General features: G+C 32.3%; 22 protein-coding genes and 1 pseudogene. 3 read left to right on the top strand and 20 right to left on the bottom strand.

The genetic code is table 11. The features are described from left to right. Positions 1–113: 113 nt before the first annotated feature. The 15 genes from sigB to kdpF form a co-directional block, all read right to left on the bottom strand. Positions 114–884 (bottom strand): RNA polymerase sigma factor SigB, encoded by a 771-nt coding sequence (sigB, locus tag NST10_RS13230; RefSeq protein ID WP_001041107.1) that lies wholly within the window; start codon positions 882–884, stop codon positions 114–116. Beyond that, complete coding sequence (gene rsbW / locus NST10_RS13225; protein WP_001190825.1) at positions 859–1,338, bottom strand: anti-sigma B factor RsbW; 480 nt, start codon at positions 1,336–1,338, stop codon at positions 859–861. Before rsbW ends, sigB begins: the two co-directional genes overlap by 26 nt. 1 nt (position 1,339) lies before the next feature. Next, positions 1,340–1,666 (bottom strand): anti-sigma factor antagonist, encoded by a 327-nt coding sequence (locus NST10_RS13220; RefSeq protein ID WP_001052491.1) that lies wholly within the window; start codon positions 1,664–1,666, stop codon positions 1,340–1,342. A gap of 118 nt (positions 1,667–1,784) precedes the next feature. Beyond that, positions 1,785–2,786 (bottom strand): PP2C family protein-serine/threonine phosphatase, encoded by a 1,002-nt coding sequence (locus tag NST10_RS13215; RefSeq protein ID WP_000390829.1) that lies wholly within the window; start codon positions 2,784–2,786, stop codon positions 1,785–1,787. Positions 2,787–3,135: 349 nt separating this feature from the next. Beyond that, on the bottom strand, positions 3,136–3,498 hold the full coding sequence (locus tag NST10_RS13210; protein WP_000621176.1) for a type II toxin-antitoxin system PemK/MazF family toxin: 363 nt from the start codon (positions 3,496–3,498) through the stop codon (positions 3,136–3,138). Next, complete coding sequence (mazE, locus tag NST10_RS13205) at positions 3,495–3,665, bottom strand: type II toxin-antitoxin system antitoxin MazE (protein ID WP_000948331.1); 171 nt, start codon at positions 3,663–3,665, stop codon at positions 3,495–3,497. Before mazE ends, NST10_RS13210 begins: the two co-directional genes overlap by 4 nt. Before the next feature lie 84 nt (positions 3,666–3,749). Then, complete coding sequence (gene alr / locus NST10_RS13200) at positions 3,750–4,898, bottom strand: alanine racemase (RefSeq protein ID WP_001281140.1); 1,149 nt, start codon at positions 4,896–4,898, stop codon at positions 3,750–3,752. A gap of 65 nt (positions 4,899–4,963) precedes the next feature. Beyond that, positions 4,964–5,323 (bottom strand): holo-ACP synthase, encoded by a 360-nt coding sequence (gene acpS, locus NST10_RS13195; RefSeq protein WP_000581197.1) that lies wholly within the window; start codon positions 5,321–5,323, stop codon positions 4,964–4,966. A gap of 3 nt (positions 5,324–5,326) precedes the next feature. Then, positions 5,327–5,818, bottom strand: a complete 492-nt coding sequence (locus NST10_RS13190) for a PH domain-containing protein (protein ID WP_001286801.1) — start codon at positions 5,816–5,818, stop codon at positions 5,327–5,329. After that, the gene (locus NST10_RS13185) at positions 5,811–7,388 is read right to left on the bottom strand and encodes a PH domain-containing protein (protein WP_001294646.1); all 1,578 of its coding nucleotides are present in this window, start codon (positions 7,386–7,388) and stop codon (positions 5,811–5,813) included. The genes NST10_RS13190 and NST10_RS13185 overlap by 8 nt, the downstream gene beginning before the upstream one ends. Then, entirely contained in the window at positions 7,381–7,860 is a 480-nt protein-coding gene (locus tag NST10_RS13180; RefSeq protein ID WP_001287082.1) for a PH domain-containing protein, read from the bottom strand. Before NST10_RS13180 ends, NST10_RS13185 begins: the two co-directional genes overlap by 8 nt. A gap of 208 nt (positions 7,861–8,068) precedes the next feature. Then, positions 8,069–8,629, bottom strand: a complete 561-nt coding sequence (locus NST10_RS13175; protein WP_001092414.1) for a K(+)-transporting ATPase subunit C — start codon at positions 8,627–8,629, stop codon at positions 8,069–8,071. Positions 8,630–8,648: 19 nt separating this feature from the next. Beyond that, positions 8,649–10,676, bottom strand: a complete 2,028-nt coding sequence (kdpB, locus tag NST10_RS13170; protein ID WP_217801144.1) for a potassium-transporting ATPase subunit KdpB — start codon at positions 10,674–10,676, stop codon at positions 8,649–8,651. A gap of 18 nt (positions 10,677–10,694) precedes the next feature. Beyond that, positions 10,695–12,371: a potassium-transporting ATPase subunit KdpA gene (gene kdpA, locus NST10_RS13165; protein ID WP_000402645.1), complete on the bottom strand. Its 1,677-nt coding sequence runs from the start codon at positions 12,369–12,371 to the stop codon at positions 10,695–10,697. 23 nt (positions 12,372–12,394) lie between these two features. Continuing rightward, positions 12,395–12,505 carry a K(+)-transporting ATPase subunit F gene (gene kdpF, locus NST10_RS13160; protein ID WP_001789641.1) on the bottom strand — a complete coding sequence of 37 codons (111 nt, stop codon included), beginning with the start codon at positions 12,503–12,505 and terminating at the stop codon, positions 12,395–12,397. Between the two features lie 137 nt (positions 12,506–12,642). On the opposite strand from kdpF, the gene NST10_RS13155 reads away from it, so the two are divergent. Together NST10_RS13155 and NST10_RS13150 are read left to right on the top strand one after the other, a co-directional pair. Beyond that, positions 12,643–15,300, top strand: a complete 2,658-nt coding sequence (locus NST10_RS13155; protein WP_000072295.1) for a sensor histidine kinase KdpD — start codon at positions 12,643–12,645, stop codon at positions 15,298–15,300. Then, positions 15,300–15,995 (top strand): response regulator transcription factor, encoded by a 696-nt coding sequence (locus NST10_RS13150; protein ID WP_001190845.1) that lies wholly within the window; start codon positions 15,300–15,302, stop codon positions 15,993–15,995. Before NST10_RS13155 ends, NST10_RS13150 begins: the two co-directional genes overlap by 1 nt. Positions 15,996–16,328: 333 nt before the next feature. Here the strand turns inward: NST10_RS13150 and NST10_RS13145 are convergent, their stop codons facing one another. From NST10_RS13145 to NST10_RS13130, 4 genes are all read right to left on the bottom strand, one after another. Continuing rightward, positions 16,329–17,975: an IS1182-like element ISSau3 family transposase gene (locus NST10_RS13145; protein ID WP_000277741.1), complete on the bottom strand. Its 1,647-nt coding sequence runs from the start codon at positions 17,973–17,975 to the stop codon at positions 16,329–16,331. A 290-nt stretch (positions 17,976–18,265) separates the two neighbouring features. Next, positions 18,266–19,786 (bottom strand): DEAD/DEAH box helicase, encoded by a 1,521-nt coding sequence (locus NST10_RS13140; RefSeq protein ID WP_001178940.1) that lies wholly within the window; start codon positions 19,784–19,786, stop codon positions 18,266–18,268. A gap of 516 nt (positions 19,787–20,302) precedes the next feature. After that, positions 20,303–21,661 carry a UDP-N-acetylmuramoyl-tripeptide--D-alanyl-D-alanine ligase gene (gene murF, locus NST10_RS13135; RefSeq protein ID WP_000611456.1) on the bottom strand — a complete coding sequence of 453 codons (1,359 nt, stop codon included), beginning with the start codon at positions 21,659–21,661 and terminating at the stop codon, positions 20,303–20,305. 14 nt (positions 21,662–21,675) lie between these two features. Next, entirely contained in the window at positions 21,676–22,746 is a 1,071-nt protein-coding gene (locus NST10_RS13130) for a D-alanine--D-alanine ligase (RefSeq protein WP_339210317.1), read from the bottom strand. A gap of 317 nt (positions 22,747–23,063) precedes the next feature. Between NST10_RS13130 and NST10_RS13125 the strand changes: the two genes are divergently transcribed. After that, positions 23,064–24,266 (top strand): FtsW/RodA/SpoVE family cell cycle protein, encoded by a 1,203-nt coding sequence (locus NST10_RS13125; protein WP_001109939.1) that lies wholly within the window; start codon positions 23,064–23,066, stop codon positions 24,264–24,266. Positions 24,267–24,426: 160 nt separating this feature from the next. On the opposite strand, the pseudogene NST10_RS13120 reads toward NST10_RS13125, so the two are convergent. Then, positions 24,427–25,110, bottom strand: a pseudogene (locus tag NST10_RS13120) (transposase); the annotation flags it as partial. Positions 25,111–25,463: the final 353 nt, after the last annotated feature.

The raw sequence follows: 25,463 nt of genomic DNA, 5'->3' as shown, positions 1-25,463 counted from the left end.
GTATTAATTCGAAAATCTTAATTAAATTAAAAATATCCCTCGATTTCAATTTAATAATCAAGGGATAATTATATGGATTTTTCATTATAAAACGCATTATTAATAAGCAAATTCTATTTATGTGCTGCTTCTTGTAATTTCTTAATTGCCGTTCTTTGAAGTCTGGAAACATGCATTTGACTTAAACCGATACGCTCACCTGTCTCTTTTTGACTCAAACCCTCAATAAACGTACATTGTATGATTTCTCGTTCGCGATCAGATAATATAGGTAATATTTTTTCTAAAATCATACGTTTTTCAGTTAAGTCATAATGGTCATCTTGTTGTCCCATAATATCTAATAGCGTAACAGTTGAACCATCTTTATCAGCTTCAATGGAATGGTCAACACTTAACGCATTATAACTTTGTCCCATTTCCATTGCTTCTAACACTTCTTCTTCTGAAACTTCTAATCGATCAGCTATTTCACTGATAGAAGGTGAACGCTCTAATTCAGCGGTTAGTTCATCGCTCACTTTTTTGATTCTTGGTCCAATTTCTTTAATACGTCTCGGAACATGTACACTCCAAGTTTTATCTCGTAGATATCTTTTGATTTCACCGATTACAGTAGGTACTAAAAAGGCTTCAAACTTCCGTTCAAAGGACATATCGAATCTATTTATGGCACCTATTAAACCAACCATACCAACTTGAACTAAATCTTCGTGATGTGATTGTCCTTTAGAATATTTATATGCCAATGACTCAATTAGTTTTTGGTAATGTTTAACTAACTTATCTTGTGCATCTGTATTCTTATTTTCTTGGTGTTCTTTAATCCATTGGTTAATTTGCTCAGGTGAAACTTCATTAGCTGATTTCGACTCTTTCGCCATTATTTCGCACCTGCTCTTTTTTTATATACTTAGTCATACTGATTGTCACACCAGATTCTTTATATACTGTCACTTCATCCATTAAAGATTCGATTAAAAATAAACCTAGGCCACCTTCACGTAAAAAGTCTATATTTTCATCTTTATCGTAAGGACCTATTTTTGATTTAGTTGTTTCATAATCAAAACTGTCACCTTTATCAGAAATAACAATTTTAATTTTATCTTCTAAAATTTCAAAATATATGTTAATAATGCCCACATTGTTTTTTTCTTTGTATGCATGTTTAACTGCATTTGTCACAGCTTCACTAACTGCAATCTTGGCATCTTCAATATCATCATATGTAGCACCAGCTCTCGAAAAAACGCCAGAAAGTGTTAAACGAATTAAACTTACATACTCTGCCGATGCTGGCACGCGCATTTCGATAAAATCTTCTTTAGATTGCATGTTATTCGACCTCCGTTCCTTCATTAACATGCATTAAATCCTTAAGACCAGTAATTTCAAATAGTCTACCGATACGATCTGACACACCTAAAATGTATAGCTCTTTATCATTTTGGTTTAATGCTTTTAATGTACCTACGAATAAACCTAAACCTGTCGAATCCATATAACTCACATTTTCTAAATTAACATAAATATCACGAGTTCCATCTTGTCTCATAGGTGTTAAAACCTCTTCTAATTCAGGCACAGTATAAACATCTAATTCTCCACCGACTTTAACTTCGTAAAATTTATCTTGAGTGGTTGTTTCTATATTAAGATTCATTTCATTACACTCCTACTTATTAAAAATATTTATCTTCATTTTAAGCGCTGTATCCACCATATTTATATTTCAAATTATTATATACCCATCGAAATAATTTCTAATCTTCTTTTTTAAATTAATTTACTCTTTTTATAATCAAAATAGTCATATCATCTTTTTTATTTGGGTTTTGAAGTTTTAAAATTGCTTCATAGATAATTTGAACAATATCTTGTGGGTGCATATGTTTATGTTTTTTAATATATTCTAAAAGTTTTTGTTTATCTATAAAGGTACCTTCACTATTTCTAGCTTCAGTCACACCATCCGTTAAAATGATAATTAAATCATCAAGGTATATTGGAATTTCTTGTTGTTGATATCGTGTTTGTGAACTGATTCCTAACACTCTACCTCTAACTGAAATTTCTTCAAACTCTTCTTTTTCAGCGCGATAAATATATCCAGGCTCATGACCAGCTGAACTACAATATAATAAATGGTTCATTTCTTCATATAAACCATAAAACATTGTGACGAACATATTTTGATTAATATTCTTTTCAACAACACGATTTAAACGTTTTAAGCCATCACTCGGTAATTGTGAGTGTCCATAAGAATCCATGCCAAACTTTATCATACTCATTGCTAAAGCAGCTGGTATACCTTTTCCAATGACATCTGCAACAGCAAAGCTCATTGTGCCATCGTTATGGTCAATTAAATTAAAATAATCTCCACTTACTTTTTGTGCCGCCACTGAAATAACGCCAATTTGAATACTATCAAATTGTGGAATATCTGTTTTAAGCATTGTTTGTTGTAAGCTAGAAGCTAAGTCTATCTCTTTATCGTGAACTTGAAGTTTATCTACCAATCTTTGATAATCTCGATAACTATAACCAAAGCCTTTAACGATTTCTTGTAAGACATCTAATGTCTTGAACACATCTTCACGCGTTAAGTTTAACGTCAATATATAGTTTTTGTGAATATCGACAATGTCTTCAGGCAAGACGTCCTTACGAATCACTTCGTCAGTGTATTTCTCACACTTTTTTATCAATTCTACTTTATCTTGGCACGTTAAACTTTCATCAATTAAACCCTTATAATGTTGCTTAAATTCTTCCACGATTAGTTGCCTCCTCACTTCCCTTACAAAGCAAATGCTTAAGCAAGGATAATTATGATTCACTTACTAACATTTATTTAATTGCACTTATCAATTTTGTCGTTTGCAATTTTGCTGTAGATGATACTTTTAAGCTAAAAAAAACTTTAGGATGGAATACCTAAAGCCTAAAAAACTTAAGACATCCTTTTATAATAAAAAATATGAATATCATAACTGGTATTTGCTAAAATCTTTGTTTATAAGAAATTTCTTCGTACAGAATTTAGAAATAGTTATAATTATTATAAAGTTATTGTCTTTTATATCAATATTTTATTTATCTCTGAAAAATACATATAATAGACGCCTAATTTTTCTGATGAACTACTGCATTCAGCCCTAAACTAATCATTAGTGCATTATCTACTTCTTTCATTTTATCATCGGATAAGTATGTCAGTTTTTCTTTCAATCGTTTTTTATCAAGTGTACGAATTTGCTCTAATAATATAACTGAGTCTTTATCCAATTTATACTTTTTCTTTTCAATCTCTACATGTGTCGGTATTTTCGCTTTGTTAATCCTACCAGTTATTGCCGCAACAATAACTGTAGGACTATATTTATTACCAGTATCATTTTGAATTATGACTACAGGTCTGACTCCCCCTTGTTCAGATCCCTGTACTGGTGATAAATCTGCTAAATAAACATCTCCTCGTCTAATCATTCATTCGTTGAATTAGAAGATAAATATGTTTCGTTGCAATCGCATGCTTCACACTCTATCGGAAAAGCTTCGTTCGCTAGGGAGAGATTTAAATCAGCCATTTGTGAATATCCTTCTTTTAAAGATTGTTCTAAGCTATGACTTCTATTTTGACTAAAAGATAACATATGAGAACCTCCAATTGATTCCAAAAGTTATTAAATGACCTTTAATTACTCTAATGATAACAAATTTTATATGCACTGACCATATTATTTTAACAATTCATTTGTTACAAAACGTTGATCACCATCATGATAGATTCGCGGCAAACGTCTCGACAAGTTACAAAGCACTTCATAATTAATAGTATGTTGCTTTTCAGCTGCCACCTCTACCGACTGTGGACTTTCTCTATGATTATCTATTAAAATCACCGAATCTCCAGCTTTAACTTGATCTGGCACTTTTACAATTGTCTGATCCATACATACGCGACCAATAACTTCGCATTGATGACCATTTACATTTACAAAGCTACCTTGCATAATGCGTAAATAGCCATCTGCATATCCAATAGGTAACAATGCTATTGTTGTTGGATCAGTAGCTGTATAAGTTGCACCATAACTTACAGACTCACCCGCTTGTAGCGTCTTTGTTTGAACTACATTAGCAATTAATTGCACACTTGGTTTAAGGTGTACTTTAACTTTTTGCTGTACATACTCTGATGGATAATATCCATAAAGGGAAATTCCTGGTCTTATTGCATTACAGAATTGGCAATCCATTAATAGAGAACCTGCTGAGTTCTGACAATGTATATATTCAGGTTTAATTGCTTCATTGACCATATCTTTAAAACGGTGATATTGTTCAGTTGTCATATCTCCTGGTTCGTCAGCACAGGCAAAGTGTGTAAACACGCCTTCAAATACAAGTTGCTCATATTGTTGAATGATTTCAATCACTTCTTGATACGTTTTAGTATCTTTAATACCTAAACGTCCCATTCCTGTATCTAATTTAATATGCAACCATAACTTTTTCTCTTGCTCACCAGAAATGTTTTTAATTGCTTCTTTCAACCACTGTTTAGACGGAACCGTTAAGGCAACTCGGTGTTGTATCGCTTTATCAATATCTTTAGCTGGTAACACACCTAAGACTAAAATTTTAGCAGTAATCCCATGCATTCTAAGTTCTATCGCTTCATCTAACGTTGCTACAGCAAAAAATGTGGCACCATTTTCCATTAAATGACGTGCTACTTTAACACTACCTAGTCCATAGGCATTGGCTTTAACGACAGCCATCACTGTTTTATTTGGATGCAATGTACTGAATACTTTGAAATTTGATGCAACAGCGTTTAAATCTACATTCATATACGCAGATCTATAATATTTATCTGACATATTACTTCCTCCTGTAATTCCCACACGTTTTAAAACTAGATTTTAATTATCATTGTATAACAAATTTAAAATGCTGACTTTTCTAAAACAACTTGGCTCATCGCATAATGCTCAGTGTGTGAGATACTAACATGTACGATGAACCCTTCGTAATCGATCTTTGGTTTGCCAAGTTCGTCGTTGTAACAATCTATATCATTAAATGCGACATGTTTTCCTAAGCCTGTGCCTAATGCTTTACTGAACGCTTCTTTTGTAGCAAACCTGCCAGCTAAAAATTCAATTTTACGTTGCTCATGTGTGAAATTGTTGAATTTGTGCTGTTCATTTTTAGTTAAAATCCGCTCAACCAATTTTGGTTGCTTACTATATAACACTTTTATTCGATCTATTTCGATTAAATCTACACCAATTCCATGTATCATTGATTATTCCTCATTTTTATTGTTTTCTATATGTCTCTCGTTATTTAACCAGCGTTTCAATCTACGTGCTTCACTTCTATCTATTAATTCAATTTCAGCTTGACCACCCGCTGTATAAAGTGTCAAAGTTGCTAATCGATAGCGTCTCATTATAGGACCAACATCGATATCAATATTTTGAATACGAAAATATGGTATTACTTTTTCATCCAAAAATAAAATGCCGTTTCGTACACGCAAATGGTGTTTTTCAAATGCATATCTGCAGTGCTTATATCGATAGACTGGCGCTATGACAAGCGTGAAAATAGCAACAAGTAATATTATAATCACACTACTAACAATAGATATATAGTTATCTAATATCTCCCAAAATAGCCAGTTCAAAATATTAAATGCTATTAAAAGTACAAACGCTATTGGTATCCAAAACAGCACAGCACTTAACCTCATCACTTTTTTAGCATGTGGTGACATAAACTTATAATCACTCATCATTTTCACCTCTCAAATACCACGACTTCAATATTTGCACATCTTTGCTACTTGCGTATTTTAAGTTAATCGATTGGGCTCCCACACCTTTAGCAACAATAAAACTAAAATTATTTAAATTGTTGCGTTTAAGTAATGTATGTTGCCAAGTGTCAAATCCTATAATGTGTTGCGCTTTAAAATAATAAATATTTCGTTTCAATAGCACGAAATTCTGGATAGTAATTTGTTCATCTGTCATTTTAAAACCCGCATGTTTGACATAAAGATATCCTTTGATTACAAATAAACCAATAATGACTACTGTTATAATCGTAAATAACAATAATAATTGATTCCAAAAGTAACAGCCAATTCCTGCCATAGCTATGACAATAATACTAGGTATTAAAAAGTGTCTGTGGAAACCTGACAAAGGCATACCTTCATTGACTTGCTGATAAGATAAATCTGGTACTAGATTCTGGATAATTTGATATGCTTTGTCTCGTTTAATAAACGGCAATATCGGCACACTACCTGAATCATTGTCATCATCTTCGATTTTTTTATTTTCAAAATCACTTGTGATGATAAAATGTATTGCAGTGTAGCCAAATAATCTTCGTATATATGACTGACGTTCAACAACAGCTTGCAATCGTTTCGTTGGTACAGTCACTTTCATCTTGTTAAAGAGTCCATATTCAATTTTAAGTTGCTCATTTTCAAGCATCACCGAAAAGCCATAAAATCTTATCATCGTTATAATCGTTCCAATAATATATGCCGCTATTAATACTAGTAAAATGATAATTAATACTGAAATACTTACAATTTGAACCCATTGACTAATTTCATGATTTAGCTTCGACCATGGGATCAATTCTCTTACAGCGCCGTAAATCGGTACTAAAGCTGCTAACGTTACACCAATGGCGCCACTGGTCATTGCCATAAATAGTGATTCTTTAAAATTCATCTGATATATAGGAATGCGTTTATTTTTCTGATTTAGCATACTATCAGTGTTCTGCACTTCATCTAAGCGACCTTCTGCGATGTCTTCCACATTACCTTCAATGTCATGATTACAGTTGTCATTCTTCTCAGTACTAGACTTTTGCGCCACTTCTGTCTTCAACTCTGTTTGCAATTGATCAATATATCGTTCAAGATATTCACCTTGCTTTTTCGAAATAACACTTAAGACAATACCATCACTTGGCGTTTTGATTTGTAAATCCACGCCACCTATCATTTGATTGACGACCCCTTGAGTCATATCAACGGACTGAATACGTTTTATATTTAATTCTTTACGCTTTTTATTAAAAATACCTGTTGTTAAAATGAAATAATTATCCTCAATCCAATATCGCGTGTTCATAATTCCGACAATTTGAGAAATGTATGATATTAAAAAGAATACAAATACAATACCTATCCATAAATATGATTCGGGATTCGTATAATCAAAATCTTTCAATTGAAAGATAACGAAAATAAAAAAGACGACTATGTTTTGTTTGATAGCATTGATTATGCCATTAAAATATGAAATCGGATGTAATTTTTGAGGTTCAGACATCACTTTCAACCCCTCTCAAATTCGACATAGTTCTCGCTTCGATTATTTTAACATCGTCATGAGACATCATCGGTAAATAAATAGTATGACCTGCAGTCATAAATCCAACTTTATACAAATTAAGCACTTTACTAATTGGATTAGATTTAATCGACAAGTATTGTAAACGTTCAATTCGACTCGTTTCTTCTTTATATATTAAAAATGATGTACGATATTGTACACTGAGTTGATCAACTTGATAAAAGCGACAGTGATATTGCCATAAAGGCTTAATGATTAATTTTAAAACAGTCAAAGTACATAAAACAAATAAAATATAAATTAAGTACTGAGGCCATTCAAATCTTAACCATATAAAATAAAAAATGACATACACAGCTACACTCAATATAAATTCTAAGCCATTCGTAATGTAGTAATACAACAATGCTGACTTAGGACTCTTAGATAACTTAGTATAATCTGACATATACCCCTCTCCCCAAATAAAAATTATACGGATTTATAATCTATTTCATTTTATTTTTATATGTTGATAATTATAGCATATGGAATATTTCATGCTAATTTATTCTTCCTAAAGGTACATCTAAAAATTTAGTTAAGCAGAAAGTACTTGAATACCTAAAAAAGACACCATGTTATAATTTTATCAACATGATGTCTTTCATCTATATTCAATCTTTCATCTTATCAAGAGCAATATTTAGTTCAAGCACATTCACATAATCATTTGTTAACACACCACGCTGCTTACGATGTTGAATCAAGTCGGCCACTCTTGAAGTAGATATATGACGAGCATCAGCAATACGAGGTGCTTGCTTCAATGCATTTTCAACCGTAATATGCGGATCTAAGCCCGACCCAGAACTTGTTGCAGCATCTATTGTTACATTTGAATTATCAAATTTAACATGATGTTTCACGCGTGCTATTAATTCGGTGTTTCCATTCGATTCATTACTTCCACCTGATGATACGCCGTTTTTATATAATTTTTCAGGATTCATATTATAATCAACTGCACTCGGTCTCCCGTGAAAATATCGTGTCTCTGTCCAGTGCTGTCCAATCAATTTTGATCCAACTATACGATTATCATACGTAATTAAACTACCATTTGCTTGTTGATAAAAAAATATTTGACCAATTAACGTGATAGCTAACGGGAATAAAAATCCACACAATACCATAGTTATTATCGTTAAACAAATACTATTTCTTATCGTATTCATGGTACAGACTCCTTCCTCTTCACACAAAAAATTGTACAATCATATCTATTAATTTAATGCCTAAAAACGGGACGATTAATCCACCTAATCCATAAATCAACATATTATTTATAAAAATTCTATCAATGCTGTAACCCTTTACTTTTACACCTTTCATGGCAATTGGAATTAAGGCAACAATGATTAATGCATTGAATATCAAAGCTGATATAATTGCAGATTTAGGTGACGATAAATGCATAATATTTAGTGAAGTCATTTCAGGAATCGTTGACATCATTAGTGCAGGTAAAATTGCAAAGTATTTTGCTACGTCATTAGCCAAACTAAATGTCGTTAATGCACCTCTCGTCATTAATAGTTGTTTGCCTATTTTTACAACCTCTATTAACTTTGTAGGATTCGAATCTAAATCAATTAGATTGGCCGCCTCTTTAGCACTAATTGTCCCTGAGTTCATAGCTAATCCTATATTCGCTTGTGCTAGCGCAGGTGCATCATTTGTACCATCTCCTGTCATCGCAACAATATGGCCTTTCGCTTGTTCATCTTTGATGACTTTAATTTTATCTTCGGGTTTACACTCTGCAACAAATCTATCAACACCCGCTTCTTTTGCAATTGTAGCTGCTGTTAGAGCATTATCGCCCGTACACATAACTGTTTCAATGCCCATTTTTCTCAATTCAGCAAATCGTTCTACAAGACCATCTTTAATCACATCTTTTAAATAAATCACGCCAAGCATGACGTTGTTTTCAATGACTATTAATGGTGTGCCACCTTTACTCGATACATCCATACAGATAGACTCAATATTAAGAGGAATATTGCCTTGTTGTTGTTTGACAAGATTTATCATACTATTAGGTGCACCTTTGAATACCGATATTTCATTTGTAATGATTCCGCTCATTCTAGTTTCAGCTGTAAAAGGCTTATATGTGCCATCAATGTCTTTAGGCAGCTCATTTATATACATCTGCTTCGCTAATCGCACAATACTTTTTCCTTCTGGCGTATCATCGTAAATTGATGACATATAAGCAGCGACTATCAATTTTTCCATCATTTGTTGATTCACTGGTAAAAATTCACTAGCGATTCGATTGCCATAAGTGATTGTGCCTGTCTTGTCTAAAATCATTACATCGACATCTCCACATACTTCTACAGCACGCCCACTTTTCGCTAATACATTGAATTGAGTAACACGATCCATGCCTGCAATACCAATCGCCGATAACAAACCACCGATTGTCGTTGGTATTAAACATACTGTTAACGCAATGAGCATCGCAATAGGTAAAATTAAATGCAGGTAAGATGCTATTGGATATAATGTTACAATAACGACTAAAAATATAATTGTTAACGTTGTTAATAATGTAAAAAGTGCAATTTCATTTGGTGTTTTATTTCTTTCCGCCCCTTCAACTAAGGCAATCATTTTATCTAAAAAAGATGTACCCGCTTCACTCTCAACACGTATTTCTAACCAATCAGATGTTACAAGTGTACCGCCAATGACTCCATCAAAATCGCCACCTGATTCTTTTATCACAGGTGCAGACTCACCAGTAATTGCAGATTCATCAACGGTTGCTAATCCATTTATTACAACGCCATCAGCAGGGATTGTTTCTCCATTTTCTACCCGAATATTTTGTCCGGCTTTTAACTCTGTGGCGTTCACTATCCGATACGCACCATTTTCTTCTATCAATCGAGCAGTTAAATTTGATTGTGCTTGTCTTAAACTATCAGCTTGCGCTTTTCCACGACCTTCAGCAAAGGCTTCTGAAAAATCAGCAAACAATATAGTTATTAATAATATGATAAAAATTGTAATCAAATAACCTCGCGATAGATAGCTAGTTCCAAATATGTCAGGAAAACATATTAATATCAACGTTAAAAGCATTCCAACCTCGACGACAAACATTATCGGATTTTTTATTAATTGTTTAGGATTCAGCTTATAAAAACTCATTTTCAAAGCTTCTATCACCATTGTTTGATTGAAATATTTATTTACATGATGCATTTTTTCCATCCCTTTACTTTATTTTAAAGTTAAAAATTCACCAATAGGACCAAGTAATAGTACTGGAATAAATGTCAAACCACTTAGTAAAACGATAAATACGATTAGTGATACACCAAAATAAGGTTTATCAATCGCTATTGTATGTTTATCTTGGTGGTATGATTTTTTATTCACTAAACTTGATGAAATCATTAATTGCAAAATAATTGGTATATAACGAGAAAGCAACATAATGATTCCTGTAGAGATATTCCAGAATGTTGTATCATCTTTCAGTCCTTCAAACCCTGATCCATTGTTCGCAGCAGCTGATGTCATTTCATACATAACTTGTGAGATACCATGAAAAGACGGATTCGTTATACTTTCACTTGCTCCAGGAATCATAAAAGCAAGTGCTGAAAATACTAAAATTAAAATTGGATGTATGAGAAAGACTAAGACAATACATTTCATTTCACGGGCGCCAATTGGCATATTTAAATATTCTGGCGTTTTACCAACCATCAAACTGCATATAAACACTGTCAGTAAGACATATATCAATAAATTCATGAGTCCTACGCCTTCGCCACCAAATACAACATTTAGCATCATTAATACCATTGGTCCTAATCCACCTAGAGGCGTTAAGCTATCATGCATGTTATTAACAGAACCCGTTGTAAATGCCGTCGTAATAACTGTAAATAGTGCTGACAAACCTGCTCCAAACCGTACCTCTTTACCTTCCATATTCGCTCCATGAATTCCTAAATTTGCTAGTATTGGATTACCACGATACTCACTCCACATAGTTAATGTAAGAATTGCTATAAAAATGAAAAACATTGCGACAAATAATATCAGCGCATGACGATGTACTCGTTTACCATGTCTACTTAACATGCGACCAAATAAGAACAACATTGACATAGGAAGTAACATCATACTGCCCATTTCTATAAAATTGCTCCAAATATTTGGATTTTCAAAAGGTGTTGCAGAATTTCCTGCTAAAAATCCTCCACCATTCGTACCAAGATGTTTTATTGATTCAAGTGATGCAATAGGTCCAAATGCAATATGTTGAATATGTCCGCTTAAAGTCCGAATCATTAAATTAGCATGCAACGTTTGTGGTACACCTTGAGTCATCAATAAAATACTAATTAAACATGATAATGGTAAAAGCACTCGGACAATAAACCGAACAATATCTTGATAAAAATTACCAATGATATTAGTCAATCCGGTTAAACGTCTCAACATCGCTATACAAACGGCGTAACCTGATGCACTAGATGTAAACATTAAATATGTCATTACAATCATTTGCGTTAAATATGTCACACCTGATTCACCGTTATAGTGTTGTAAATTACTATTTGTTAAAAAAGATATTGCTGTATTAAACGCTAAATCTATCGATTGGTTTAAATTATGATTTGGATTTAAAAAAAGCCATTGCTGAACTATTAGCAATACAAATGTTATAACCCCCATAAATCCATTAAATGCCAGAAAATGTTTGACATATGTTTTAGCTGACATGTGTTCTAAATCTGTGCCGATAATTTTAAAACACATATTTTCAAATCTAGTAAATATTAAATCTACTCTTGACGATTGCACCAATGCTACGCGATATAGATATCCACTAAAAACATATGCAATCATAACCATCATTGTTAGAAACAAAATTATTTCCATGATAACCCTCACTTAATATATTTCTAAAATTTTTCACTACGAATTAAGGCATAAAATAAATACAAAACTAATGCAATAACTACCAATAATAAAACGATGAGCATTGCCATAACCTCCTTACAACACAACAACATCGTAACAACTTGTTTATGAGAGAAACATTAATTTTCAAACTTAGTTATCAAGAAATCATTAAGATGTGTATGCAGAAATAAATTTTATAGCATTTAATTGTGAAGAATATTATGATATTGCTATCGAGGTGAAGGTTATGTCAAACACTGAATCGCTAAACATAGGAAAAAAGCGTGGATCTTTAACAATTTACATCGGTTACAGTCCAGGTGTTGGTAAAACATTTGAGATGCTTTCAAATGCCATTGAACTATTTCAAAGTAACGTTGATATTAAACTAGGATATATTGAACCGCATCAACGTGATGAAACAAATGCATTAGCTGAACAATTACCTAAAATCGCAACCAATTTTACTAAACATGGTAGTCATCATTTTCAATATTTAGATGTCGACCGCATAATCGAAGAATCGCCGACAATAGTACTTATCGATGAGTTAGCACATACGAACATTTCTAGAGATCGTCATGAGAAACGATATATGGATATTGAAGAAATTTTAAATCATGGTATCGATGTTCATACTACTTTGAACATTCAACATATTGAAAGTTTAAGTAGTCAAATTGAACTGATGACCGGTGTACATGTTAAAGAACGTGTACCCGACTATTTCATAATGAGCGCCGATGTATTAGAAGTCGTAGATATCTCACCTGAACAATTAATTAAACGCTTAAAAGCTGGCAAGGTATATAAAAAGGATAGGCTAGATGTAGCATTTAGTAATTTCTTTACGTATGCCCACCTAAGCGAACTGCGTACATTGACGTTAAGAACAGTTGCCGACTTGATGAGTGATAAAGAAAAAGTCCGACACAATCATAAAACGTCACTCAAACCTCATATTGCTGTGGCAATTAGTGGGAGTATTTATAATGAAGCAGTAATTAAAGAGGCATTCCATATTGCTCAAAAAGAACATGCAAAATTCACTGCTATTTATATAGATGTATTCGAAAAAAGCAGGCAATATAAAGATAGTCAAAAGCAAGTGCATCAACATCTCATGCTTGCAAAATCTTTAGGAGCAAAAGTAAAAGTAGTTTATAGCCAAACCGTTGCATTAGGATTAGACGAATGGTGTAAAAATCAAGATGTAACCAAATTAATTATCGGACAACATATTAGAAATAAGCGGCGAGACTTTTTCAATAAACCTTTAATTGACCATTTAATGTCCTTTGAACATAGCTATAAAATCGAAATCGTTCCAATCAAACAAATACCTGTTGAATTGAAAATGAACAAATCACCCTATCGTCCTAAAGGCAAACGGTTCGCCATAGATATGTTAAAAATGATTCTGATTCAAATAATTTGTGTAATGATGGGACTGTGGATTTATCAACTTGATAAGCATGAGTCTAGTACGATTATTTTAATGATTTTTCTCATCGGCATCATTTTGTTATCCATTTGGACGCGGTCCTACATCATTGGCTTTTTAGCAGCAATTATTAACGTATTTGTTTTTAATTATTTTTTTACGGAACCTAGATATACATTTGAAGTATACCGCTTTGACTATCCTATTACATTTATCGTCAGCATTTTAACAAGTATTTTAACGAGTGCTTTATTAAAACAAATTAAATTCCAATACGCCATTACTAAAAAGCAACTTTATCGTACAGATTTATTATTTCAATTTAATGATTCGATTAAACAAACTTATACAGTTGAAAACTTACTAATAAATGCTGGATACCAAATTAATCAATTATTGCAACAATCAATTACTATATACGTTATCAATCAATCCAAAGTAATTAAAACAATACCATTGCAAAACCATATCGATAATAAGACTCAACAGCATGAACAAGCATTAAGCTGGGTAATTAAAAATGAAAGACAAGCTGGTGCAACAACAGATACATTTCCAGGCATTAATAAATGGTTGATACCAATTGGCACATCTCCGATTAAAGGCATTCTAGCCATTGATTACCAAAGTTCTCAAGTGATTAATCCATATGATGCATCAATATTAGAATCAATGTTAAATGAACTTTCTCTCGCCGTTGAAAATGTGACGTTGCTTAAACAAACAAGAGAATCCATGTTACAGGCTGAACGTCAACTGACACATTCAAATTTTTTAAGATCAATTTCGCATGACATACGTACACCGTTAACAACAATTATGGGAAATTTAGATATTTTAGTGTCACATAGTAAAGATATGTCTATCATAGAAAAGGAACAATTACTTGTGCATAGTTTTCAAGAAAGTCAGTATTTATATCTATTAGTGACAAATATTTTATCATTAACAAAATTACAGTCATCAAATGTTCAGATAAAATTGCAACCTTATCTCGTTAGTGAATTAGTAGAAGAAATCGATATGATTTTAGAACGTCGCCATTTAAAAAAGCGTATAACTGTATCATCCTCAGTAGATTTACAGTTTATACACATTGACAGTAAGTTGATTTTACAAGCTTTATTCAATTTGATTGAAAATGCAGTTAAACACACTTCTACTGACACCAAAATCAATTTATCTATTCGTTATGCTAGCGATGAACAAATCGAATTTGCTGTTATAGACGAAGGACCTGGAATTAGTATAGAAGAACAACAAAAGATATTCGAGCCTTTTTACACAGGGTCAAATAAATATTTTAAAGATAACCAAAAAGAAAGCATGGGACTAGGCTTATATTTAGTACAGACTATCCTACACAAACATCAATCAAACCTACAATATAAACCGAACCAACCACATGGCAGTATATTCTATTTCAATATAGATACAGACTTTAATGAAGGAGACATATAATGCAATCTAAAATATTGATAATTGAAGATGATCACGCAATCACACATTTACTTGATGTTGCATTAACTTTAGATTATTACAATGTAACTACAGCCGAAAATGCCACACAAGCACACTTTAAAATTCAAATTGATAAACCAGATGTCATTTTATTAGATTTAGGTTTACCAGATAAAGATGGATTATGTTTGATTTCAGAAATCAGGCAACATACTGACATTCCTATCATTGTAATAAGTGCAAGACAAGAAGAACAAACAATTATTCAAGCTTTAGATAACGGTGCGAATGACTATATGACTAAGCCTTTTAATGTTGATGAGCTTCGGGCACGAATTCGAGTCATCGAAAGAATCGCTAAGTCACATCAAGAAACTAACATTGTATTTACTAACGGTTTGTTAAGCATCGACTTTGGCTCCAAATCTGTTGTTATTAATAATCAGGAGGTACATTTGACACCAAATGAATTTAGCTTGTTAGAACTATTGTCAAATCATAAAGGAAAAGTACTCACTTATGAGATGATATTAAAACGAATATATGGCTATGTTAATAAGACTGAAATGCCTAGTTTAAGAGTGCATATGACATCATTAAGACAAAAACTTTCACAATGTCACGAGGACGCAAAAGATATTATTAAAACACATCCACGCATTGGTTATCAAATGTTGCAGTGGAAAGAGAAATAATTAAATAAAAAAGATCGCTGCCATTAAACGAATGATTGGCAGTGATCTTTTTTATATTCAACTTATTATTTATTGCGCACTAGTGTCAGCAAAATGCCCTATTGTTTTTTACAAGCACATGATACCGAAATTACTTTCATAAAATTTATTTTTGGTCAATTATTCTTAGTTTTAGTGGTTGTTATATTCTAGATTCATATTTATATTTAAACAGAATGATATAACCGCACACAGCTCTCAATCCAATTAAATATTTAACCTTTAAAATGTTAGTATTTTGATATCTACATAGAATCAGTTATTGAAAACAAAAGAGCTTGGGACATTAAGTTCTTAGGCAATGTAAAAAAGCTGATTTCTATTAATTATTTGATAGAAATCAGCTTTTTTTAAATGTATTTGATAATATACAGCTCGTCGAGCTACTATTTTCCTTATATTAAGTGCCATTAATACAAAACCTAGCTCTCGTTTAACTTTATTTATTCCTCGAACTGACATTCGAGTGAAACCCAAAATAGCCTTCATAAATCCAAAAACAGGCTCTACATCAATTTTTCTTTGACTATAGATTTTTTTCGTTTCTGGTTCAGAAAGCTTTTGATTAATTTGGGCTTTAAAGTATTCCCAATTATAATTCTTCATGATTTTCTTATTGGATTTCGAATTTGGCTTCATGCATTGTTGCCTCAAAGAACATGCTGAACAGTCATCGCATTCATATAGTTTGAAGTCACGTTTAAAACCATATCTATCATTACGGTATGCATATCTTTTAAAACCTATTCTTTTGTTATTAGGACATATAAATTCATCATTAAGTTCGTCATATTTCCAGTTTTGAGTGTTAAAAATGTCACTTTTAAACTTTCTCGTTTTATCTTTAATAAACATACCATACGTAATAAGTGGCGTTTTATTAAAATCATCTATAATAGCCATATAGTTTTGCTCACTACCATAACCTGCATCAGCTACAATATACTCCGGTAAATAACCGAAGGTATTTTGAATCATTGTTAAAAATGGAATTAAAGTTCTAGTATCTGTCGGGTTTTGAAATAGGTCATAGGATAAAACAAATTGAGAATTTGTCGCTATTTGTAAATTGTATCCTGGCTTAAGTTGGCCATTTTTCATATGGTCTTCCTTCATTCTCATAAAAGTTGCATCATGATCAGTTTTAGAAAAGCTATTTCTATCTTTAAGAATCGATTTTTGTTCTTCATATTTACTTTTTCTTTCGGAATAATCATCAAATTTCTTTTTGAACTTCTTAATCTCAGTTCTTTTTTTACGGGTCTGTTTTCTAATTTGAGTACAATCTTCGTTCTGAATAGAATGATTTAAATCTTCGATTTCTTTATCTAAATGACTACCAATTAAATCTATTTCTTCTATTGTTAAATCGCTATCTCCATCTTCTTTTATCTCTGGTATTATTTTTTCTTCAACTAAGTCACGATATAATGCTTTTGAATTTTCGTTCAATTTCGATTCGTGATTTTGAATACTTTTCTTCCACACAAATGTATACCTATTGGCATTAGCTTCTACTTTTGTACCATCAATAAAAATTGAATTATCATCAATAAGATTTTGCTTTAAACATTGACTATGAAACTGAATAAATAAAGATTCAATTAATGCATCAGTATTAGGATTTACTCTAAAACGATTAATAGTTTTATAAGAAGGTGTTTGATTTTGAGCTAACCACATCATTCGAATACTGTCATGAAGTAATTTCTCTATTCTACGACCAGAAAATACAGATTGAGTGTATGCATATAAGATAATTTTTAACATCATTTTTGGATGATAGGATGTTGCGCCACGATGATGTCTGAATTCATCGAATTCGCTATCAGGTATCGTTTCAACAATTTCATTAACATATCGTGAAATATCATTTTGAGGAATTCTAACAGAAGTTTCTATTGGTAGTGTAAGTTGGGTCATGTTATAATTTTTATACATAAGGCACCTCGTTAATTTAGTTTAGTGGTATTTATTAAATTATACGAAAGTGTCTTATTTTTTTAAAGTATTTCAAAGTAAAATTACATGTTAATACGTAGTATTAATGGCGAGACTCCTGAGGGAGCAGTGCCAGTCGAAGACCAAGGCTGAGACGGCACCCTAGGAAAGCGAAGCCATTCAATACGAAGTATTGTATAAATAGAGAACAGCAGTAAGATAATTTTCAATTAGAAAATATCTTACTGCTGTTTTTTTAGGGATTTATGTCCCAGACTCTAATCTATAAATTATTTTTGATGGTCAGCAAATGTGCGACCTTTCATAGGTCTGCTTCCACCGCTACTCTTCTCTTTACGGTCGAATTTTTTTGTACTTTTCTTCTTACTTGAGTATCCTTTTGAACGTTTACTCTTACTGTCAAATTTAGGATTACCACGCTTACTATTTCTGTTACGAGAACCACTTGGTTTACCGTTACGGCCTTTGCGAGATAATGGTTTTTCAAAAGTTAATTGAACTTCAACTTCATCGTTCGCTTCTATTAACTCTTGTAAAAGTGCAGCAACTAAATCAACATCGTTATATTCATTTAACAACTCTGTAGAAATGCGTTTCAAGCGTGATTCTGACTCTTTAGACATCCAGTTTTCAACTTTTTCTTTGATGTCATCTTCACGTGCTTGAAGTACTTCTTTACGATGTGGTGGACGAAGTGCGCTCATTTTTCTACCATTAGCATCTTCAATTTGTCTAATGTAATCCATTTCAATTGGATTTACAAATGTTACCGCGATACCTTCTTTACCAGCACGACCCGTACGACCAATACGGTGTGTATAGCTTTCAGTATCTTGAGGTATATCAAAGTTATAAACATGACTCACACCAGAAATATCTAGTCCTCTTGCTGCTACATCAGTAGCGACTAAAATATTAATTTGGTCATTTTTAAATTTCTTTAATACTTCTAAACGTTTCGCTTGTGTAATATCACCATGTAAGCCTTCAGCTTTATATCCTTTAGAAATCAAAGCACTTGTTAATTCATCAACACGACGTTTTGTACGTCCGAATACGATTGCTAATTCAGGTTGATGAACATCTAGGAAATTTGTAAATGTATCAAATTTCTCTAATTCTTTAACAATTGTATAGAATTCTTCGATTTGTGGATCAGACATTTCATTATTCATTGTCTTAATGATTTTTGGTGATTTCATAAATTGTTGTACTAAAGCTTGGATTGCTTTAGGCATTGTAGCTGAGAACAACATTGTTTGACGTTGTACTGCTGGAATTTTATCCATAATAAATCTCATATCATCGATGAATCCCATATTCATCATTTCATCAGCTTCATCTAAAATCAAAGTATGAATTCCGTCCGTTTTTAATGTGCGACGATTTAAATGGTCGATAACACGCCCAGGTGTTCCGACTACGATTTGTGGGCCTTTTTTCAAGGCTTTAATTTGGCGTTCGATAGGCATACCACCGAATACAGTAACAACTTGGACACCTTGTCCACGGCTAAATTCTCTTAATTGTTCAGCTACCTGCATTGCCAATTCTCTTGTAGGTGCTAAAATCAACGATTGAACCCCTTGTTTCCCTACTACTTTCTCAATTAAAGGAATACCGAATGCTCCTGTTTTACCTGTACCGGTTTGAGCTTGCCCAAGGATATCAATTCCTTGTAACGCATAAGGGATACTGTCTTTTTGGATAGGTGTCGGCTCTTTAAATCCCATTGATTCAAGTGACTGAACCGTATTATCCGAAATCCCTAGTTCTTTAAAATTTTGCAAAATAATTCTCCTTTTTACCTGTTTATTTCTCAATATACTTTTGCATATAAGTTCATTAATATTTCATCAACTTCTATATAGTACCACCAAAAAAATTTAATCGCAATAAAGCAATTTGCGAATATTTATTAGAATCACATTAATTGATTGTCATATTTTTGTCAAAAAGCTAGCATTAGATAAGATGTAAGCGTTACGCATCATTCGAATAATCATTATAAAAAAAATTTTATAAAATACGTATATCGTTAACATTCCACAACAAATTTTACTGAAACACATGTGAAATTAGACATTATAATACTACATCTTTTTGTAAAATATTATATAAACATTCAAACTACTTCCTATATATAGTGTGTACATAGAATTAACCTTGATTTAGTTTCAAATTTATAGATTTAACATAAAAAGAAAAAGGCAATTTTGTATTTACACACAAAACCACCTCATCTTTGTAATCTTTTAGTATTAATTCAAATCATTTTTATAAGTAAAAGGTCGCTCGACTAATCTCTATGAAATTAAAGCATTTACAACTTCTTCTAACTTCATACCACGTGAGCCTTTAACTAATACACGGTCATGCGCTTTTAAATCGCTTGTTAAAACTCCTATCATATCGTCTTTAGAATTGAAGTGTTGTGCTTTTTCGACATGTTGCTGGCCCGAATCATAAATATACTTCGCTTCATTACCAAACGTATACAACACATCTATATGCTTTTCTTCTAAATAATTACCTACACCGATATGCATTTCTTTGCTATTTTCACCTAATTCTAAAACATCTCCTAAAATTAGAATGCGACGCCCTGTCAAGGTACTCAGTGTATCAATAGCTGCTCTCATACTTGTAGGACTTGCATTATAGGCATCATTTATCACAGTAATATCATTTTCTAATGTATGTTGCTCCATACGCATACCAGTTAAGCTGACATTTTTTAAATTTTGATAGATTGTGTTATATGTCAAACCTAATTCATGACCAACCGCAATGGCAATCGTCGCATTTTTCATATTATGCTTTCCTAATATTGGCAGATCATAATGTTCTTTATTATTAATCGTAAATGAAATACCTGTAGTATCTCTATCATCAACACAACAAACTAATGCATTATCAGTAGCAACACCAATACTAATACATTTTGCATTTTCAACTTCTTTAACATGCGGTTTTAATAATGGTTCATCGCCATCATATATAAACGTACCATTATCTTTTAGACCTATTGTAATTTCAGATTTAGCTTTAGCAATCCCCTCACGCGAACCTAAATCTTGCATATGTGACTCACCAATATTAGTTATGACTGCAATATCTGGTTGAGCGAGGTTTGACAGAAATTCAATTTCATGGAAACCTGACATCCCCATCTCCAATATTGATATTTCAGTATCATTATCTAATTCCAAAATAGTTAAAGGTAAACCAATTTCATTATTGTAATTACCTTGCGTTTTCTTAACTTTAAATTCGGTATGCAATACACTTTCAATCATATCTTTAGTCGTTGTTTTACCATTAGACCCTGTGACGGCAATTACTTTAGGGTTTACATGTCTCAAGTAAGCTTGTGCCAATTGTTGTAATGCCGTTAATGTGTCTTCAACCCATATAATAGGCCCGCTTACATTTTCATCTATAGGTGTGCCTTTTTGATAAAAAGCAGCCCCAGCACCATCTTGTAATGCCTTAGAGACAAAGCGATGACCGTCAACATTTTCACCTTCAAATGGTATAAATAACATATTTTTAGAAATTGCTCGTGAATCAATTGTGACTCCATTTATCTCTTGATTTAAAAATTGATCTTCAATTTCACAAGGAATCCATGATTGAATTTGCTTTAATGTAACATTAATCATAATAACAACCTCAGTTAGTCAATTTTGTATTTATTTTTCTGTTTATCCTGGTGACGTTCTTTAGCAAGCTCGATAAGTTTTGTAATCAATTCTGGATAAGATAAGCCCATATTTTCCCATAATTTTGGATACATACTGAAAGCCGTAAATCCAGGCATTGCATTTGTTTCATTAATATATATTTGGTTGTCTTCTGTTACAAAGAAATCCGCACGGACTAAACCAGAACAATCTGTCGCTTTGAATGCCTCTAATGCCATATTTCTAAGCGTTAATTGAACATCTTCGTCTAAGTCAGCTGGAATTTGTAATTGAACCTTACCATCTTTATATTTTGATTTGTAATCGTAAAACGCGACATCTTTTACGACTTCACCTGGCCATGTCGCTTCAGGATAGTCATTTCCTAAAACTGCTACTTCAATTTCACGTGCGTTAACGCCTTGTTCAATAACAAGCTTACGGTCAAATTGGAATGCTTCTTTAATACCTTCTTTAAATTCCGCTTCATTACTACATTTACTGATACCTATACTTGACCCTAAGTTAGCAGGTTTAACAAAGACTGGGTAATTTAATTTATCATTTACTAATTTTAAAATGTTATGTTCATATTTTTCATATTCAGAACGTAAGAAACTAATATAAGGTAACTGTGGTAACCCTCGATGTTCAAATAATTGTTTCATTACAAGTTTGTCCATAGAACTTGCAGCTGACAATACACCATTTCCTACATATGGTACATCCAATACTTCAAAAAGCCCTTGAATCGTGCCATCTTCACCATTAGGACCATGTAATAATGGGAATACTGCATCGTATGGTTGTCCTGAACTACTTTCTTTCAGTAGCTGTGAAATCTCAAGCGCCTCTCCATTTTCTAAATGAAGCTCATCAGTAGATTTAATTTCAGTTGTAATATTATTTTGCTTTCTCCAATCACCATCATTGGTAATATAAATGATATCAACATGATATTTGTCTTTATCTATTGCATTTAATACATTTTGTGCTGTCAGAATCGATACTTCGTGTTCTGCACTTTTCCCTCCAAAAACGATACAAATATTTTCTTTTGTCATTTCGTTTTCCTCCAATGATATATCAGGGTTTGCTACCTTAATATAAATTAATATTGATTTAGTCCAATTGTTAAATGATTTATTCGCATCTTTGAATCTTAATAGTATCACATTTTAATGCTGTTTTGCATTTTAAAAACGAGGCGTTATGTGTCTGTATCTATGTTGATTCATTTATAATCAGAACAATATTCCCTTCTATTTTATTCCTAATTCAAATTGAAATCTATAGCTGATATCACTGTGATATTCTAGCTAATTTTTAAAAAGTCATGTAAAATTGATATAAACATTAGTGAGTATAAAAGGAGTTTGCAATGAATTATTCATCTCGTCAACAGCCGGATAAGCATTGGCTTCGCAAAGTAGACTGGGTATTAGTAGCCACTATAGCTGTTTTAGCAATTTTCAGTGTTCTGCTTATTAACTCGGCAATGGGCGGTGGTCAATACAGTGCTAATTTCGGTATCAGACAAATTTTTTATTACATTTTAGGTGCAATTTTTGCAGGTATCATCATGTTTATTTCACCTAAAAAGATTAAACATTATACATATTTATTGTATTTCTTAATCTGTCTATTATTAATAGGATTGCTCGTTATTCCTGAGTCACCTATTACACCTATTATCAATGGTGCCAAAAGTTGGTACACGTTTGGCCCTATCAGTATTCAGCCATCTGAATTCATGAAAATTATTTTAATTTTAGCATTAGCGCGTGTCGTTTCTAGACATAATCAATTCACATTTAATAAATCATTCCAAAGTGATTTGTTATTATTTTTCAAAATTATTGGTGTCTCGTTAGTACCAAGTATTTTAATATTACTGCAAAATGACCTAGGAACTACATTAGTATTAGCAGCAATTATTGCAGGTGTGATGTTAGTAAGTGGTATAACATGGCGTATCTTAGCACCTATCTTTATTACAGGTATTGTTGGTGCAATGACAGTCATTTTAGGTATTCTATATGCACCCGCATTAATTGAAAATTTATTAGGTGTCCAACTGTATCAAATGGGACGAATCAATTCATGGCTTGACCCCTATACATATAGTAGTGGTGATGGCTATCATTTAACTGAATCACTTAAAGCTATCGGTTCAGGACAGTTACTAGGTAAAGGATACAATCACGGTGAGGTTTATATACCTGAAAATCATACTGACTTTATCTTTTCAGTGATTGGAGAGGAACTTGGTTTTATCGGTTCTGTCATATTGATCTTAATATTTTTATTTTTAATCTTCCATCTAATAAGATTAGCTGCGAAAATTGAAGATCAATTTAACAAAATCTTTATCGTTGGTTTCGTCACTTTACTTGTGTTCCATATTTTACAAAATATTGGTATGACAATTCAGTTGTTACCAATCACTGGTATTCCATTACCATTTATTAGTTATGGTGGTAGTGCGCTATGGAGTATGATGACTGGAATAGGTATAGTCTTATCAATTTATTATCATGAACCAAAACGATATGTAGATTTATACCATCCAAAAAGTAATTAATTTAAACTATTTTGAGTTTCAAATATCATAACTTTTCAAGATGACGTTATATAGTCTATTTGCGTCGTCGATTTAAAATGTCATATATAGATATTACTCGATAATAACAATCCCTCTTTGAAGTGCTTGAGACATTAAGTTCTTAGGCAATGTAAAAAAGCTAATTTCTATTAATTATTTGATAGAAATTAGCTTTTTTGATATGTATTTTATAATGTACAGCTCGTTGAGCTGCTATTTTCCTTATATTAAGTGCCATTAATACAAAACCTAGCTCTCGTTTAACTTTATTTATTCCTCGAACTGACATACGAATGAAACCCAAAATAGCTTTCATAAATCCAAAAACAGGCTCTACATCAATTTTTCTTATTGGATTTCGAATTTGGCTTCATGCATTGATGTCTCAAAGAATATGATGAACAGTCATCACATTCATATAGTTTGAAGTCTCGTTTAAAACCATATCTATCATTACGGTATGCATATCTTTTAAAACCTATTCTTTTGTTATTAGGACATATAAATTCATCATTAAGTTCGTCATATTTCCAATTTTGAGTGTTGAAAATGTCACTTTTAAACTTTCTAGTTTTATCTTAAATAAACATGCCATACGTAATAAGTGGCGTTTTATTAAAATCATCTATAATAGCCATATAGTTTTGCTCACTACCATAACCTGCATCAACTACAATATACTCTGGTAAATAACGAAGGGATTTTGAATCATTGTTAAAAACGGAATTAATGTTCTAGTATCTGTTGGGTTTTGAAATAGGTCATAGGATAAAACAAATTGAGAATTTGTCGCTATTTGTAAATTGTATCCTGACTTAAGTTGGGCAAAGTGTCTTATTTTTTTAAAGTATTTAAAAGTAAAATTACATGTTAATACGTAGTATTAATGGCGAGACTCCTGAGGGAGCAGTGCCAGTCGAAGACAGGGGCCCCAACACAGAAGCTGACATATAGTCAGCTTACAACAATGTGCCGGTTGGGGTGGCTGAGACGGCACCCTAGGAAAGCGAAGCCATTCAATACGAAGTATTGTATAAATAGAGAACAGCAGTAAGATATTTTTTAATTGAAAAATATCTTACTGCTGTTTTTTTAGGGATTTATGTCCCAGCCTCTCTATAGAGGGATTTTGTTATATACTACTTGCTTTCATTTTAGTAAATCCAGTCAAAAAAG

The organism is Staphylococcus sp. FSL W8-0305 (genome assembly GCF_037966415.1).
GTDB classification, from domain to species: domain Bacteria; phylum Bacillota; class Bacilli; order Staphylococcales; family Staphylococcaceae; genus Staphylococcus; species Staphylococcus aureus.
This window is presented reverse-complemented; position numbering and strand designations above follow the sequence as displayed.

Bases quoted from the DNA above. Each gene is read 5' to 3' on its own strand.
- sigB (WP_001041107.1), bottom strand. From the start codon at position 884: ATGGCGAAAGAGTCGAAATCAGCTAATGAAGTTTCACCTGAGCAAATT.
- rsbW (WP_001190825.1), bottom strand. From the start codon at position 1,338: ATGCAATCTAAAGAAGATTTTATCGAAATGCGCGTGCCAGCATCGGCA.
- NST10_RS13220 (WP_001052491.1), bottom strand. From the start codon at position 1,666: ATGAATCTTAATATAGAAACAACCACTCAAGATAAATTTTACGAAGTT.
- NST10_RS13210 (WP_000621176.1), bottom strand. From the start codon at position 3,498: ATGATTAGACGAGGAGATGTTTATTTAGCAGATTTATCACCAGTACAG.
- mazE (WP_000948331.1), bottom strand. From the start codon at position 3,665: ATGTTATCTTTTAGTCAAAATAGAAGTCATAGCTTAGAACAATCTTTA.
- alr (WP_001281140.1), bottom strand. From the start codon at position 4,898: ATGTCAGATAAATATTATAGATCTGCGTATATGAATGTAGATTTAAAC.
- acpS (WP_000581197.1), bottom strand. From the start codon at position 5,323: ATGATACATGGAATTGGTGTAGATTTAATCGAAATAGATCGAATAAAA.
- NST10_RS13190 (WP_001286801.1), bottom strand. From the start codon at position 5,818: ATGAGTGATTATAAGTTTATGTCACCACATGCTAAAAAAGTGATGAGG.
- NST10_RS13185 (WP_001294646.1), bottom strand. From the start codon at position 7,388: ATGTCTGAACCTCAAAAATTACATCCGATTTCATATTTTAATGGCATA.
- NST10_RS13180 (WP_001287082.1), bottom strand. From the start codon at position 7,860: ATGTCAGATTATACTAAGTTATCTAAGAGTCCTAAGTCAGCATTGTTG.
- NST10_RS13175 (WP_001092414.1), bottom strand. From the start codon at position 8,629: ATGAATACGATAAGAAATAGTATTTGTTTAACGATAATAACTATGGTA.
- kdpB (WP_217801144.1), bottom strand. From the start codon at position 10,676: ATGCATCATGTAAATAAATATTTCAATCAAACAATGGTGATAGAAGCT.
- kdpA (WP_000402645.1), bottom strand. From the start codon at position 12,371: ATGGAAATAATTTTGTTTCTAACAATGATGGTTATGATTGCATATGTT.
- kdpF (WP_001789641.1), bottom strand. From the start codon at position 12,505: ATGTTGTTGTGTTGTAAGGAGGTTATGGCAATGCTCATCGTTTTATTA.
- NST10_RS13155 (WP_000072295.1), top strand. From the start codon at position 12,643: ATGTCAAACACTGAATCGCTAAACATAGGAAAAAAGCGTGGATCTTTA.
- NST10_RS13150 (WP_001190845.1), top strand. From the start codon at position 15,300: ATGCAATCTAAAATATTGATAATTGAAGATGATCACGCAATCACACAT.
- NST10_RS13145 (WP_000277741.1), bottom strand. From the start codon at position 17,975: ATGTATAAAAATTATAACATGACCCAACTTACACTACCAATAGAAACT.
- murF (WP_000611456.1), bottom strand. From the start codon at position 21,661: ATGATTAATGTTACATTAAAGCAAATTCAATCATGGATTCCTTGTGAA.
- NST10_RS13130 (WP_339210317.1), bottom strand. From the start codon at position 22,746: ATGACAAAAGAAAATATTTGTATCGTTTTTGGAGGGAAAAGTGCAGAA.
- NST10_RS13125 (WP_001109939.1), top strand. From the start codon at position 23,064: ATGAATTATTCATCTCGTCAACAGCCGGATAAGCATTGGCTTCGCAAA.